The organism is Chelativorans sp., from assembly GCF_031180965.1.
GTDB lineage: Bacteria > Pseudomonadota > Alphaproteobacteria > Rhizobiales > Rhizobiaceae > Chelativorans.
This window is the reverse complement of the sequence record NZ_JAPSLH010000006.1, coordinates 44,052-58,734: the sequence shown is the minus strand read 5'-3', so window position 1 is coordinate 58,734 and position 14,683 is coordinate 44,052. Positions and strand designations below refer to the sequence as shown.

The 14,683-nt window shown below is 64.9% G+C and carries 13 protein-coding genes; 3 read left to right on the top strand and 10 right to left on the bottom strand.

What is annotated here, in order from left to right:
- Nucleotides 1-5: 5 nt before the first annotated feature.
- From RIN79_RS06505 to RIN79_RS06485, 5 genes are read right to left on the bottom strand one after another with little or no spacing between them, the layout of a single operon-like run.
- Nucleotides 6-749 (bottom strand): metallophosphoesterase family protein, encoded by a 744-nt coding sequence (locus tag RIN79_RS06505; protein ID WP_309083825.1) that lies wholly within the window; start codon nucleotides 747-749, stop codon nucleotides 6-8.
- Nucleotides 739-1,416, bottom strand: coding sequence for a lactate utilization protein (locus tag RIN79_RS06500; protein ID WP_309083824.1), 678 nt, complete (start codon nucleotides 1,414-1,416; stop codon nucleotides 739-741). The genes RIN79_RS06505 and RIN79_RS06500 overlap by 11 nt, the downstream gene beginning before the upstream one ends.
- Nucleotides 1,413-2,849, bottom strand: a complete 1,437-nt coding sequence (locus RIN79_RS06495) for a LutB/LldF family L-lactate oxidation iron-sulfur protein (RefSeq protein ID WP_309083823.1) — start codon at nucleotides 2,847-2,849, stop codon at nucleotides 1,413-1,415. The genes RIN79_RS06500 and RIN79_RS06495 overlap by 4 nt, the downstream gene beginning before the upstream one ends.
- Nucleotides 2,849-3,613, bottom strand: coding sequence for a (Fe-S)-binding protein (locus RIN79_RS06490; protein WP_309083967.1), 765 nt, complete (start codon nucleotides 3,611-3,613; stop codon nucleotides 2,849-2,851). Before RIN79_RS06490 ends, RIN79_RS06495 begins: the two co-directional genes overlap by 1 nt.
- Before the next feature lie 24 nt (nucleotides 3,614-3,637).
- On the bottom strand, nucleotides 3,638-4,477 hold the full coding sequence (locus tag RIN79_RS06485; RefSeq protein WP_309083822.1) for an FCD domain-containing protein: 840 nt from the start codon (nucleotides 4,475-4,477) through the stop codon (nucleotides 3,638-3,640).
- Between the two features lie 123 nt (nucleotides 4,478-4,600).
- On the opposite strand from RIN79_RS06485, the gene RIN79_RS06480 reads away from it, so the two are divergent.
- Nucleotides 4,601-6,097, top strand: coding sequence for an FAD-linked oxidase C-terminal domain-containing protein (locus tag RIN79_RS06480; RefSeq protein WP_309083821.1), 1,497 nt, complete (start codon nucleotides 4,601-4,603; stop codon nucleotides 6,095-6,097).
- A gap of 6 nt (nucleotides 6,098-6,103) precedes the next feature.
- Here the strand turns inward: RIN79_RS06480 and RIN79_RS06475 are convergent, their stop codons facing one another.
- The 5 genes from RIN79_RS06475 to RIN79_RS06455 all read right to left on the bottom strand — a co-directional run bounded on the left by RIN79_RS06475 (nucleotide 6,104) and on the right by RIN79_RS06455 (nucleotide 12,588).
- A complete protein-coding gene (locus RIN79_RS06475) occupies nucleotides 6,104-7,342 on the bottom strand; it encodes an FAD-dependent oxidoreductase (protein ID WP_309083820.1) in 1,239 nt (412 codons plus the stop codon).
- A gap of 112 nt (nucleotides 7,343-7,454) precedes the next feature.
- Nucleotides 7,455-9,026, bottom strand: coding sequence for an indolepyruvate oxidoreductase subunit beta family protein (locus RIN79_RS06470; RefSeq protein ID WP_309083819.1), 1,572 nt, complete (start codon nucleotides 9,024-9,026; stop codon nucleotides 7,455-7,457).
- A complete protein-coding gene (locus RIN79_RS06465; RefSeq protein WP_309083818.1) occupies nucleotides 9,023-11,176 on the bottom strand; it encodes an indolepyruvate ferredoxin oxidoreductase subunit alpha in 2,154 nt (717 codons plus the stop codon). Before RIN79_RS06465 ends, RIN79_RS06470 begins: the two co-directional genes overlap by 4 nt.
- Before the next feature lie 11 nt (nucleotides 11,177-11,187).
- On the bottom strand, nucleotides 11,188-11,673 hold the full coding sequence (locus RIN79_RS06460) for a MarR family transcriptional regulator (RefSeq protein ID WP_309083817.1): 486 nt from the start codon (nucleotides 11,671-11,673) through the stop codon (nucleotides 11,188-11,190).
- A gap of 123 nt (nucleotides 11,674-11,796) precedes the next feature.
- A complete protein-coding gene (locus RIN79_RS06455) occupies nucleotides 11,797-12,588 on the bottom strand; it encodes a cyclase family protein (protein WP_309083816.1) in 792 nt (263 codons plus the stop codon).
- Between the two features lie 448 nt (nucleotides 12,589-13,036).
- Here RIN79_RS06455 and RIN79_RS06450 point away from each other — a divergent pair, with 448 nt between their 5' ends.
- Both RIN79_RS06450 and RIN79_RS06445 read left to right on the top strand, forming a co-directional pair.
- Entirely contained in the window at nucleotides 13,037-13,831 is a 795-nt protein-coding gene (locus RIN79_RS06450; protein ID WP_309083815.1) for an ABC transporter substrate-binding protein, read from the top strand.
- 68 nt (nucleotides 13,832-13,899) lie between these two features.
- Nucleotides 13,900-14,577 (top strand): amino acid ABC transporter permease, encoded by a 678-nt coding sequence (locus tag RIN79_RS06445; protein WP_309083814.1) that lies wholly within the window; start codon nucleotides 13,900-13,902, stop codon nucleotides 14,575-14,577.
- Nucleotides 14,578-14,683 lie beyond the last annotated feature (106 nt).

Sequence of the window (14,683 nt, the reverse complement as noted above, 5' to 3'; positions counted from 1 at the left end):
CCGGACTAGCCGGCGACCTCCAGCAGGCGCTTGCGCCTCCCTTCGAACATCATTGCCGTTAGCCGGCCTGAGTGCCAGGCTCCGGTGTCGAGGTTTACCCGGTTGGGCATGATCTCGGGCGCGCGCTGAGGCGTATGGCCGTGCACCACCAGCTTCGGGTGCAGGGTCGGATCATGCCGGAAGCGCTCGCGGATCCAGATAAGATCTTCTGCCGACTGCACGTCCAGCGGAATGCCGGGCCTGATGCCGGCATGACAGAAGAACAGGTCGCCAAAGCTGGCTGACAGTTTCAGGCCGTGCAGAAAATCGAGGTGCTCCTGCGGGATCGCCTCCATCAGCGCCGCATGGCCGCGCTGGAGCGCTTCACGCGGGCTGAACTGGAGTTCCACCCCATAGGAGCGGGCGGTCGCATCGCCGCCATTGTTGGCAAACAATCCTTCCGCGCGGGGCTGCGCCAGGAAGGAGAGGAAGCCGAGGTCATGATTGCCGGCCAGGCAGATGATCCGCGGATCGGCCGCGCTTGACCGGGAGAGGAACTCCAGCACTTGCCTGCTCTCCGGGCCGCGATCGACATAGTCGCCAAGACAGATGATACGCCAGTCCTCCGGCCGGTCGTCGATGATCTCGGCCATGATGCGGCGGTGCATCTCGGCCAAAAGATCATAGCGGCCATGGATATCGCCTATGGCGTAAACGCGCATGCCCGCGGGCGTCGAGGCCTCATCGTAGCGGATACCCTCACCCGGCATCGACCACGATCAAATGCAGCGCGCGCGGACCATGGGCACCAAGCAGAAGCTTCTGCTCGATATCGCCCGAGCGGGAAGGGCCCGTAATCAGGTTGACCGTGCGCGGCATCGTCCCTTTGCCGAATCTGTGCCGGATCCTGGAAAACACCGTTTCCAGATCACCCGCAATCTCCTTGGCGTCAACCACCACGATATGGTGCTCGGGAAGGAAATTGACAGTGGTCGGATTGGCAGCGCCCGAATGAAGCACCACCGTTCCGGTCTCCGCGACCCCGGCAATGGCGTGGCTTACGCCGACCTCATCCTCGGCGCCTGCCGGCCCGGATTTCACCTCCAGCGCCGGGACCGCCTTCCAGGGCATCGCCTGCAGCCGCTCATCCGCCCCCATGCGCACGGAGGCGGGCAGGTTCTTGGAACGCAGATAGGCGGCGACGGCCTCGGGCACCTCGCCCGGGCCCTTCACCCGATCCACGCTGGCCGACACCTTTAGCGCCATGGCGCAAAAGAGGGCGATGCGGTCGCTCTCCGGCAACTGCCCGCGCGCGGGCACCACGCCGACAGGGGCATCGTCAAGCCGCCTTGCCACGGCGCTCGCACGGGACGCATCGCCGAAGGAAACCCCTAGTGCGCCGCGCACCTTGTTCAGGATCGCTTCCCGCCCGCTCATGCCTGCCCTCCCTGCTTCAGCGCGTCGCGGTCGCGCCATTGCTGCATGAAGGTGCGGCCTTCGGGCGCCGGCATGTCGCGGTGCTTCGTCCAGCCGCCGGCAAGCGGCAGGTGCCTAAACCTCCCCTTCCCGGCACTGAACAGGGAAAGCGCCGGAATGGCGATCGCGGTGGCGAGGCGATAGAGCCGGGGATGGCGCGCGAACAGCGCCCAGGCCCGCAGGCCGTAGCGTTGCGTGGCCGGGTTGAGGCCGCGCGAGAATTCCCGCTCGCGCCAGTGGCGCATCATCTTCGGCAGCGGAATGCGCATGGGGCAGACCGCCTCACATCGGCCGCAGAAGGTGGAGGCGTTGGGGAGGTGCCCAGCCTTGTCGACCCCGACCAGGGAGGGCGTCAGCACCGCGCCCATCGGTCCGGGATAGACCGATCCGTAGGCGTGGCCGCCGACCGCGTGATAGACCGGGCAGTGGTTCATGCAGGCGCCGCAGCGGATGCAGCGCAGCATGTCCTGGAACTCCGTTCCGAGCATCGCCGAGCGGCCATTGTCGACGAGGACGACGTGATATTCGTCCGGCCCATCCGGATCTCCCGGCCGGCGCGGGCCGGTGGAGACCGTCGTGTAGACGCTCATGTCCTGGCCGGTGGCGGAGCGCGCCAGAACACGCAGGATCTGGCCCATATCCTCCAATGTCGGCACGATCTTCTCGATCGAGGCCACGACCACGTGCACGCGCGGCAGGATCTGCGTAAGGTCGCCATTGCCCTCATTGGTAACGATGACGGAGCTTCCGGTCTCCGCCACCAGGAAATTGGCGCCGGTGATGCCGACATCGGCCATGAAATATTGCGCGCGCAGCACGCGCCGCGCTTCGTTCAGGAGCGACTCAGGCTCCGACAGATCGCGCGCGAAGGGCAGGTGGTCGTGCATCCGGCGGAAATCCGCCTCCACCTGCTCCTTGGTAAGATGAACGGCCGGCGCGATGATATGGCTCGGGCTCTCGCGGCGCAGCTGGATGATGTATTCGCCAAGGTCAGTCTCGACGGGGCGAATCCCCTCCTTCTCGAGGAAATGATTAAGCTCGATCTCCTCGGTGATCATGGATTTGCCCTTGGTCACCGTGCGCGCGCCCGCGGCGCGGCAGATTTCCAGGATGATCGCCCGCGCGTCGGCCCCCGTCTCGGCCCAGTGCACGTGGCCGCCCGCCTCCGTCACCTTCTTTTCATAGGCTTCCAGATAGAGGTCGAGATGAGCGAGCGCATGGTCCTTGATGGAGCGGGCGGAATCGCGCAGCGCGTCGAATTCAGGCAGTGCGTCGACCGCCCTCTGGCGCTTGTCGATAAAGCCCTCGCGGACATTGCCGAGGGCCTTCTGCAATTGCGCATCGGCGAGCGCGGCGCGCGCGTTTTCCTTAAATGCCGGCGAGGTGATCTGCATCAGCCTTGCCCCCTTCCGATCGCCGGGCGATCGTCCATCCCGGCCAGGACCTCAGCAACGTGCCGCACCTCGATGTCGCTGCCCTCGCGCTGAAGCTTTCCCGCCATGTTCATCAGGCAGCCGAGATCGCCGGCAATCAGCGTGTCCGCGCCCGCGGCCCTGATGTTTGCCGTCTTCTCCTCGACGATCCTGTTGGAGATGTCCGGGTACTTCACGCAGAAAGTTCCGCCAAATCCGCAGCAGACATCCGCATCCCTCATTTCCTTGATCTTCAGGCCAGATACGGTGGCGAGCAGCCGGCGCGGCTGCTCGCGGATGCCAAGCTCGCGCAGGCCCGAGCAGGAATCGTGATAGGTCACGCTGCCGCTGTGCGCCGCGGTGACGCGATCCACACCCATGACATCGACCAGGAAACTGACGAGCTCGTGCACCTTTGCCGAGAAGGCGGCGGCGCGCGCTTCCCAGTGGGCGTCGCCCTTGAAGAGGCCGGGGTAGTGCTTCCTCAGCATCCCTGCGCAGGAGCCCGAGGGCGCGACGATGTAGTCATATTCCTCGAAACTCTCGATCGTGTTCTTGGCTATGGCGATGGTATCCGCCCGGTCGCCGGAATTGTAGGCGGGCTGGCCGCAGCAGGTCTGCGCCATCGGCACCTCGACCTCGCAGCCGGCCTCCTCCAGCAGCTTCACGGATGCGAAGCCTACAGCCGGCCGAAACAGATCGACCAGGCAGGTCACAAACAAGCCTACGCGCGGCTTTTTCATCATGTCTTCGGTCAACGGATCATCCTGTCATGAACGGACTGGGGCCGGGGAACGGCCGGCGGAGGAACGGGATCTCGGCTTTTGTCCGCCGCCCGACGGCTCCGAGCGGTGGCGCAGGCGAAGGCTTGCGACGCGCTCCCATTCGCCGGTGCGCTCGGCTTCGGCATTCACCTTTTCCACATAGGCGATGTGAGCCACCGCGGCGGTCCGCGCCGCAGCCGGATCGCCATCGCGGATGGCGGCAAAAATGGCCTTGTGCTGGGCAAGCAGCGCGTCCCGCGTGCCCGGCAGGTCGTAGATATGCGCGCGGCTGTAGAACACGCCTTCGGCAAGGAGCCGATAGCAGGAGCGCAGCGTATGCAGGAAAACGAAATTGTGCGTGCATTCGCCGACCGCGTTGTGAAACTCCACGTCGGCAGCCACTTCGCCGTCGAAATCCGCCGCCGAATGCGCATGCTCCATCCGCGAAACGATCCCGGCAAGCAGCGCCTTGTCGGCCTCTGTGGCGCGACGGGCGGCCATCTCGGCCGCCACCGCCTCGATCTCGCGGCGGTATTCCAGATAGTCGGCCGTGGCCTTGGGATAGCGGGCGATCAGCGCCCGCATGGGCTCGGCAAAGACCTCGCCCACCACATTGGCGACTTGCGTGCCGCCGCCCTGGCGGGTGACCAGAAGCCCCCTTCCCTCCAGCACTTTCAGCGCATCGCGCAGGATGGGGCGGGACACTTCCATGCGCGCCGCCAGCTCCCGCTCGCCGGGCAGGCGATCGCCGTCGCGCAGCACGCCTTCGAGGATCAGCCCCTCGATCTGGCGCACAACGGCATCGGCCGTGCGGGCGTGCTCTATCTTGGTATAGATGGTGGTCACGGGAACGCTGTATCGGGTTGCCAAAGCACTTTAACGAGATTGACGCTCACTGGTCAAATGTTTTAACCAGTTGGCAAACGGGCGGAAAAACTTCGCGCTCGCCTGGCCACCGGGACAGTTTCCATGTCCGGACTGCATATGCCCAAAGCGGATGCTGCCACCCTCGCCCGGCGCGAGGAGATCGTGGCCGATATGCGCATCATCGTACCCGGCGAAGGCGTGGTGGATGCCGAGAACGAGATGCGCGCCTTCGAGAGCGACGGGCTCACCGCCTATCGGCAAATGCCGCTCGTCGTCGTCCTGCCGGAGACTGTGGCGCAGGTCTCGCGCATCCTGAAATACTGCCACGAGCGCAATATCCGCGTGGTGCCGCGCGGCTCCGGCACATCGCTCTCCGGCGGCGCATTGCCGCTTGAGGATGCGGTTCTGCTCGTCATGAGCCGCTTCAACCGGATCCTGGAGATCGATTTTGCCAACCGGGCCGTAGTCGCGCAGCCGGGGGTCACCAATCTCGGCATCACGCATGCGGTGGAGCATGAAGGCTTCTACTACGCGCCCGATCCCTCCTCGCAGATCGCCTGCTCCATCGGCGGCAATGTGGCGGAGAATTCGGGCGGCGTGCACTGCCTGAAATACGGGCTCACCGCGAACAACATACTTGGAATCCAGATGGTGCTGATGAATGGCGAGGTGATCCGCCTCGGTGGCAAGCATCTGGATTCGGAAGGTTACGACCTGCTCGGGCTGATGACCGGCTCGGAGGGCCTGCTCGGCGTGGTGACGGAAGTCACGGTGCGCATCCTGAAGAAGCCGGAGACGGCGCGCGCGCTCCTCATCGGTTTTCCCTCAAGCGAGCAGGCGGGCCAGTGCGTGGCCGACATCATCGGCGCCGGCATTATTCCCGGCGGCATGGAGATGATGGACCGGCCGGCGATCCACGCCGCCGAGGATTTCGTCCATGCTGGCTATCCGCTCGACGTGGAGGCGCTGCTGATCGTCGAGCTGGACGGTCCCTTGGCGGAAGTGGATCACCTGATCGGGCGCGTGGAGGCGATCGCCGGGGCCAACGGAGCCACGACAAGCCGCGTGTCCAGTTCCGACGAGGAGCGCCTTTCCTTCTGGGCCGGACGCAAGGCGGCCTTTCCCGCCGTCGGCCGCATCTCGCCCGATTATTATTGCATGGACGGCACGATCCCGCGGAAAGAGCTGCCGCGGGTGCTTGCCGGCATGCGCGAGCTTTCGGAGAAATACGGGCTGCGCGTTGCCAATGTCTTCCATGCGGGTGACGGCAACCTGCATCCGCTTATCCTCTATGACGCGAACAAGCCGGGCGAACTGGAGCGGGCGGAAGCTTTCGGAGCGGATATCCTGCGGCTCTGCGTCAAGGTGGGAGGCGTGCTGACGGGTGAGCATGGCGTGGGAGTGGAAAAGCGCGACCTGATGCCCGAGATGTTCTCGGAAGAGGATCTCAACCAGCAGATCCGCGTCAAATGCGCCTTCGACCCGAACCACCTGCTCAATCCCGGAAAGGTCTTCCCGCAGCTCCACCGATGCGCCGAGCTCGGCCGCATGCATATCCATCGCGGCAAGGTGCCCTTTCCGGACATACCGAGATTCTGAGCCCCCTCAGCCGAGGAGCGCCTTCAGGTCCATCTGAGGATCGACCACCTGCTCCGGCTTGGGAAGGCGCCCGGCTTCGAGCATCCGCTTGCCGAGCATGAAGGCCTTCGGCTCGTTCATGGCATCGACCGCCAGAAGCTCCTCGCCGCGGAAATACCAGTGGGAGACCGACTCGTTGTGCGTGCCCGGGCGGACGAAGACCCCGTCATAGCCGTGATTGAGGCCGGCGATCTGCAGCTTGCAGTGGAACTGGTCGGACCAGAACCATGGTTTTGCCCTGTAGGGCGTGTCGCCGCCCATGATGATTTCCGCCGCGCGCTCGGCATGATCGATGGCATGGCCCACGCTTTCAAGGCGCAGCCGCATGCCGCGATGGGGAAAGGACGCGCAGTCGCCAACCGCGAAGATACGCTCGTCGGAGGTTCGGCAGAACTCGTCCACCATCACGCCGTTTTCCACTGCGAGGCCAGCCGACGCGGCAAGCTCTGTGCGAGGGCTGACCCCAATGCCGACAATGGCAAGATCGGCCGGGATTTCCGCGCCATTGGAAAGGCCGACGGCGACAAGTCTGCCGCCGCTGCCGATCAGCGCCGAAACGCCCACGCCCTCCAAAAGCTGCACGCCCTTCTGGCTGTGGAGCCGGCGGAAATAATTCGAGGTCTCCGGCGCGGCAACGCGCTGCAGGATGCGCTCCGTCGCCTCGACCAGGGTGACGGTAAGCCCGTGCTTGTGGGCGCTCGCGGCCGCTTCCAGGCCGATATAGCCGCCGCCGATCACCACCGCATGGCGGCCGGGCTGAAGCGCCGGCGCCAGCGCCTCCGCATCGGCGATGGTTCGAAGATAATAGAGGCCGGCAAGCGAGCCGCCCATCGCCTCGGGAAGGCGGCGCGGCTCGGCGCCGGTGGCAAGCACCGCCACGTCATAAGCAAGCTCGCGCCCGTCTGTTAGGGCGATTTTGCGCGCCTTCGGGTCAAGCTCCCTGGCGGGCGAGCCGAGCACGAGCTCAATATTCTGTTTCTCGAAAAAATCGCCCGGCCGGAAGACAAGCCGGTCCCGCTCCAGATCCCCGAGTAGGAACGCTTTCGAGAGCGGCGGCCGCTGATAGGGCATGTGCGGCTCCTCGCCGACTATGGCGATCGGGCCCGCATGCCCCAGGGCGCGCAGCTTGGCGGCCAGGGAGAAGCCCGCCTGGCCGCCGCCCACAACGAGGATCCTTTCATTGCTCGTTTCGGCAGCTGATCTCATGAGTCCGACTTTGCTATCCTGACCTTCTCGAGGAGCGCATTTCAGGCATCTGCACCACCGATCCGTCAAGCTCTTCCGTCACGGAAACCGCCAGGGGGCGACAGACGCCAGATCAGATTGCGTCTTCCCTCGCCTCCTCGGCGAAGGAGCGCACTGTGCGGATCGCGCCTTCGAGGGCGGTACCCTCGGCGTCCGCGAGAGCCGCCTCGCGCAAGCGCCTGATCCAGTCGGCCGCGTCCAGGCGTCCGCGCAGCATCGGCAGGCAGGCGAGAACCCGGTCGAACTTGGAATGGCCGCGGGCATGGGTGTCGGAATAGCCCTTGATCAGGCGCCGGCATTTCAGCACCTCGACGCCGAGATCGTAGTTTTGCGCACGTTCCCGCAGGGCCAGGTCCAGCCAACTCTCAAGATGCTGCGTTTCGACCTGGTGCCGCAGCAGGGCGCGCCGGAACCGCCGCAGTCCTGCGATCACCCAAAGCATGCCGAATCCGAAGATGCCATCCGTGCGGATACGGCGCCCGCGGTCAACGAAACGGTCGAGGCGTCCCATCATGGCGGGTCTTCCTGCTATGCCCGCACCGAGCCGCGCCGGAAGCAAGCCGACAATCTCCTGCATGCGCGGGTGGAAATATTCCGTGGTGGCGAGCGTCTGATCTTCGGCAAGGCGGACCTCGCGGCGCACACGCTCGGCGCGCGAGGAGCGCGTCTTCAGGTCGGCGACGCGGATGATGTCGTCATAGACCATGGCATTGGCGAGATACTTCGCGGCTTCCCGCGAGAAGGCGAAACCCTTTTCATCCCTGTCGCCGGCGACGATCCTTTCGAGCCGGTCGAGATATTCCCTGCCATAGGCGCAGTCGAGGAAATCCACCACCTTGCGCAGGCCGGGCTCGGCCAGTTCGCGAACAGGCAGCGGCAGCGTGGCCACGCGCCGTGAAAGCGCGGTCCATTCCTCCTGAAGTCGCCGGGGTCCGCTCGCCCCATGAACGAGTTGGGCCGGGGCCGAAGGCATGGGTTCCGGTGCCGCGGGTGCTGCCGCGCGCTCATGGGCAGCGGCAAAGGCGGCAAGGCTCGCTTCCGCCCCGCGCCCGCCGGCCCTGATCGTCGCTTCATATTCTGCGCGAGGGAAAGGCAGTTCGCCTGAACCAGCCAGAGCGCCGAAAAGGCTCGCGGAAACCACGCTGCCCGCTCTCCGGGCAATCGCCTCCATGTCGAAGTGGATGAACCGGCGCGAGGCTTCGGCGGCCCGCTGCAGCACTTTCGTGGCATCAGCCCGCCCGTCGCCGGGCACGATCTTCTCCGATACGGCCAGCATGCGGTGGCTGGAGGCAATGAGCGCCGTGCGCTCCGGCGTAACGAAGCCGCGCAGGACGGCCCTGCCCGCCTCCGCAAGCTCGGCGGCGATCACGATATCCACGTCGCCGGGCGCGGGACTGAGCGCGAAGACTGGCCGCCGCTCCGGCGACGCAGGGTCCTTCGGCATCATCTCCAGATAATAGATCGTGGCGCCCGTGCGCTGCGCCACGCCTGCGACCGAGGTCGCCTGCACATGCCAGCCGCAGCGCTGGGCAAGGTCGGTGATCCAGTTGGTGAGCACGCCGCCGCCCTGCCCGCCCACGGCAAGGATGGCGAGCTTTATGATGCCCTGGGTGGAGTCCGGGCCTGCGGGCAGTCCAAGCCTCACGCGGCGCTCTCCGTAAAGACGAGCCTGCGGCTCTCGCGCCGCGCCTGCAGCCATCCGATGGCGCGCTGGCGCAGGGAGAACCAGAAGCGCTCCCACTTGCCTGGATTGTTCACCACATCGGCCTGGTAGAAGGAGGGGCAGAGCACGGCCGCATCCGCCACCTCGCCGCAATTGCCGCAGCCGACGCAGTTCTCGTCGATGGCCGCCACCGGATCATCGCGCAGCGGGTCGTCCAGATGCTTGACCGTCAGCGACGGACACCCGGAAAGACGCATGCAGGCGTGGTCGCCCGTGCAGACATCCTCGTCCACGCCGAATTTCGTCTTCACCACGCGTCTGCCGTCGGCGATAGCTTTGCGGCGGATTGGATTCTCCCGCCGCTGCCGGTTGAGCATGCATTCGGAGGAGGCGACGATGACTTTCGGCCCCCTCTCCTCCGTTGTCAGCGCTTCCTTCAGCGTATCCCGCAGCTTTCCGACGTCATAGGTCCGCTCGATATGGCGGATCCACTTCACGCCCATACCCTTCAGCGCTGCCGGTATGGGGTTGTTGGTCGTCCTCGTCGGATTGGCGGCGCGGGACGACAAGATGTCCTGCCCGCCTGTGGCCGCCGAATAGAAGTTGTCGACCACGACGATCACCCCGTCATTCTTGTTGAAGACGGCATTGCCGATCGAGGAGGTGAGGCCGTTGTGCCAGAAGCCGCCATCGCCGACGAAGGAGATCGAGCGCCGTTTTGCGTCCGGCGAATTGAAGGCGGAAGCCGAGGCGGGCCCGAGGCCGTAGCCCATGGTGGTGGCCCCCAGGTCGAAGGGGGGCATGATGGAAAAGAGGTGGCAGCCGATATCGGATGCGATGTGGTGTTTTCCGAGCTCCTGCTCGACGAGCCTGGTGGCGGCGAAGATCGGCCGCTCGGGGCAGCCGACGCAGAAGCCCGGCGGCCGCATCGGCACCGCCTTGGCGAGGTCCTCGTAAAGCGGCGGCGCGGGCACGTTCGGCGCGCGGATTGCCGGTGCCAGCATGTCGGACGCGTGCTTGCGCAGGAACGTGCCGATCCCGGAAAGCATCACGTCGCCGGTGTATTCGCCGGCCATGGGCAGGATGCCCTTGCCTTCGAGCCGCACGGTGGCGCCGGCCTTGTAGAGCATCGCGCCAAGCGCCTGCTCGATATAGTCCGGCTGCCCCTCCTCCACGACCAGCACGGCATCCTTCGTGGCGCAGAACTCCAGGAGTTCGTCCTCGATGAGCGGATAGGTGACGTTGAGCACGTAAAGCGGCACGTCAGTGTCGCCATAGACGTCGGCGAGCCCCAGCCTCTGCAAGGCGCGGATCACGCCGTTATACATGCCTCCCTGCATGATGATGCCGACGCTGCCGGCGCCCCCGAAGGTCTCGTTGAGCTTGTGACGCTTGATGTAGTCGATCGCCGCGGGAAGGCGTTTTCCGATCTTCTCCTTCTCGTGCAGGAAAGAGGCCGGCGGCAGTACGATGCGCTGCGTGTCGCGCCGGGGATTCTCCAGCGCGTCCGCCACCGTCATGGGCGGGCGGCGGTTGTCCTTGGCGGTGAAGGAGCCATGCACATGGCAGCAGCGGATGCGCACCTGCAGCATCACCGGCGTGTTCGAGGCCTCCGACAGCTCGAACCCGTGCTCGACGGCCGAGACGATCGAAGGCAGGTTCGGTCGCGGATCGAGCAGCCAGACCTGGCTCTTCATGGCGAAGGCATGGCTGCGCTCCTGCATGATGGAGGAGCCTTCGCCATAATCCTCGCCGACGATGATGAGCGCGCCGCCGGTGACCCCGCCGGAGGCGAGGTTGGCGAGCGCGTCGGAGGCGACGTTCGTGCCGACGGTGGATTTGAAGGTAACCGCCCCGCGGATCGGATAGTGCACCGAAGCGGCGAGCATGGCTGTTGCGGTCGCCTCCGAGGCGCTTGCCTCGAAATGCACGCCGAGTTCGCCGAGGATCTCCTGCGCGTCGGCAAGTACGTCCATCAAGTGGCTGATCGGCGCGCCCTGATAGCCGCCGACATAACCGACGCCGCATTGCAGGAGCGCCTTGGTGATGGCGAGAATGCCCTCGCCGGAAAATTCCTCCCCCGCGCCAAGCCTGAGCTTCTGCACCTCCTTGGCAAAGGATCGCTCAGCCATCGCATTTCTCCTCAGAAATCGTGCTTGCGGATGTTGACGAGAATTTTCTGCAGCGTCGCCACGAAGGCCGCGCGCTCCGCGGCATCGATGCCCACGAACATCCGCTCATAGCTCTGCCGCATGGTCGGCCACAGCTTTTCGAAGGCGATGCGGCCTTCCTCCGTGATCGTCACCCGCGTGGAGCGGCTATCCTCGGCATCGGGGACTCGGCGCACGAGCCCCTCGGCTTCGAGCGAATCGAGCGCGCGGCTGAGCGTCGAGACATCCACCACCGCATAGACCCCAAGCTGGCTGATGGCGAGATTGTCGATCACCGACAGGATCGCCAGCGTGCGCATCTTGGGCGTGGTGAGCCCCATCCTGGCAAGCTCTGCCCTCAGCGAGGCGTTGTAGCGCCCCATGATGCGGTTCATGAGATAGGGCGCGAACTGCTGCAGGCCGATTTCGCCGAGCCGCGGCCCGTCCTGACCGACACCGATGATCGCGTGATCGTTCATCAGAACTCCTCTTCCGCAGGGCGAGCCGACTGCCCGCCGGCCGGCTGCCAAGCCCGCACAGCGGCAGGACATGCGATCGGAGCGTGCCGACCGCCGGCGGTTACGAGATCCCCCGCCTGCATGCTACTCCTTCGGCACGAGCGCCAGTGCGCGCACGGGGCTGCCCGTCCCCCTCACGATCTTAAGCGGAGCGGCGATCAGTATGGCGCCCTTGGGCGGCAGCCTGTCGAGGTTGCAGAGGCTTGCAAGGCCATACCTATTCGCTTTGTGCACGAGATTGTGCGCCGGGAACGGCGGCTCCATGCCGCCTGCCTGGCCGGCATCGGTGCCGATGCACTGTGTGCCCCAGCCGATCGCGCCACGTTCCAGGATATATTCGATGCAGTCGACGCTGGGACCTGGGGAGTGCGGGCCGTTCTCGTCGGCGTTGAGGAACTCCTCCTCCGAGCCGTTGCGCCGGTCCCAGTCGGTGCGCATCAGCACCCATTCGCCCTTGCCGATCGGGCCGTGCTTGGCCTCCCAGGCCCGCACGCCGTCAGCCGTGAGCAGAAAGTCGGGATTTCCCGCGCTCTCGGCCGAGCAGTCGATCACATTCGCCGGCGCGACGAAATTCGTCGCCGGGATCGTGTCGGTAAAGCCGTCGGAAAATTCCTTGCCGGTGATCCAGTGGTGCGGCGCGTCGAAATGCGTTCCGGAATGCTCACCCAGCTTCAGCCAGTTCCACGCCCAGAACGGACCCTTGTCGTCATATTCGGAGATGGTGTGGATCTCCACTTTCGGGGTGTCGACCGCCAGTTCCGGCGGCAGCTTTATGATCGGCGTGTCGGGCCCGAGTGGAGCAGTAAGGTCCACCACCTCAATCTCGCCGCTCAGGAGCTGTTCGGCAAATTGACCCAATGTAGCTGCAGCAGACATTTCTTCCCTCCATGTCACCGGCCCCTCGCCGGAGCACCTGCGCATTCCGCGGAAGAGACTAGACGGATTTATTTGCATCTGCAAATTTAGTCTCGGGCGGCCAACAGGAATAAATGTAGTCCGCCACGAGGTGAAGCCTGATCAGCATTGGCCCACAGGGTGGGAGGCCAACCGTTTCCCCGCTTGTGTGTCAGTCGGCAAAACATGCAGTTGCAAACGTCGGCTCGGCGAGCGGCGGAGGCTGCTTAGATGGTGGGGTAATTGGCGAAAAGTTTCATGCTTGAAGGATTTTCGTTGATCGCCGTCAATTCTCGTGATCATTTGAGCAGAACTGGTGTGAAAAGAAGCGGCCGTCGCGCTCTCCCGAGGGCGGCGTGCTGCCGGCACAAAGGGGAACTGCCCGCGGCTTACACAGGACGGCCGCCGGCCTGATCGAAGGAGGACTGGCATGAGAATTCGTATTTCCATTGCGGGCATCGCGGCGGCAATCGCCCTTTCCCTGGCTGCGCCTGCGGCTTCGCAGGAAAAGATCGTTGTCGGCGCCTACCCGGCCAATCCGCCCTGGGAATACAAGACGGAGAGCGGCGCCTTCGAAGGCTTCGAGGTCGATGTGGCGACCGAGGTCGCCAAGCGGCTCGGCAGGGAGGTCGAGTTCCAGGATATGGGTTTCCAGGCGCTTTTCGCCGCCACCAGCTCCGGCCGCATCGATTTTGCCATCTCTTCGATCTCGATCACCAACGATCGACTGCAGAACCAGTCGTTCACCCAGCCTTATTACGACAGCGACGGGACTGTGGTGGGGCGGGAGGATTCGACGGTCGATTCCCTCGATGACCTCAAGGGCAAGGTGATCGGCGTGGTGGCCGGCACCACCGGCGAGAAATGGGCAAACGAGAACAAGGACAAGCTCGGGCTTGCGGAGGTGCGCAGCTACAACGCCCAGCAAGACCTGCTGCTGGAGGTGCAGAACGGCCGCATCGAGGGCGGCGCCGGTGAGATTGCCGGCTTTCAATATGCCATGACGCAGACGCCGGGGCTGAAGATCCTTGTGCGCATCCCCACCGGCGAGCGCTTCGCCATGATGGCGCGAAAGGACCACCCGCTGATCGTCGAGGCCAATGACGCGATCTCCGCCATGAAACAGGACGGGACGCTCGCGGCCATCCACAAGAAGTGGTTCGGTGTCGATCCCGATCCCGGCACCAGCACCGTCGAGGTAATGCCGCTTCCGAAGGCCGAGTAGGCGCTTCCGAGAAGCGGACCCAAGCACCGGCCTCCCCGGCGGCCGGTGCCCCAGCCTTCGGACCTGCGATGGATTTGATCAGCACTTTCTTCAATTGGGAAGTTCTCGTCCGCTCCTTCCCGATGCTGATGCGGGGCGTCGGCAACACGCTGCTGCTCGGCTGCGCCAGCATTTTCTTCGGCGGCATTGCCGGCCTCTTCGTCTGCCTGATGCGGCTCTACGGAGCCAAGCCGGTGCGGCTCTTTGCAATCGGCTATATCGACGTTCTGCGGGCGATGCCGATCCTCGTTCTGCTGATCCTCATCTATTATGCCCTGCCCTTTGTCGGCATCCGGTTTTCATCCTTCACCTCGGCGACGCTCGCCTTGTCGCTCGTGCTCTCCGCCTTCACGGCGGAGGTGTGCCGCGCCGGGATCGAGAGCATTCCGCGCGGACAGTTCGAGGCAGCTTCGGCCCTCGGCCTCAATTTCTGGACCACCATGCGCAAGGTGATCCTGCCGCAGGCGCTGCGCGTCGTGATCCCGCCGCTCACAAGCAATTGCGTCTCGATCTACAAGGATACGGCGCTGGCTTCCGTCGTGGCCATGCCGGACCTGTTGAAACAGGCGACGGACGCGCAGGCGCTGATGGCCAATCCGACGCCGCTTATAGGAGCGGCTCTCATCTACCTCGCCTTCCTGTGGCCGCTGGTGCGGCTGGTGAATTACCTGGAGGAGCGGAGCAAGAAGCAGATGGCCGCCAGGTGATGTTCGAGGACGAGCCGAGCACGACTGGACTGCCGTTGCTGGAGAGCGGCGGGAAAGCTTCTTCCAACCCCCTTCCCGATTCGCGGGGGAAACTGAACCCAACAGG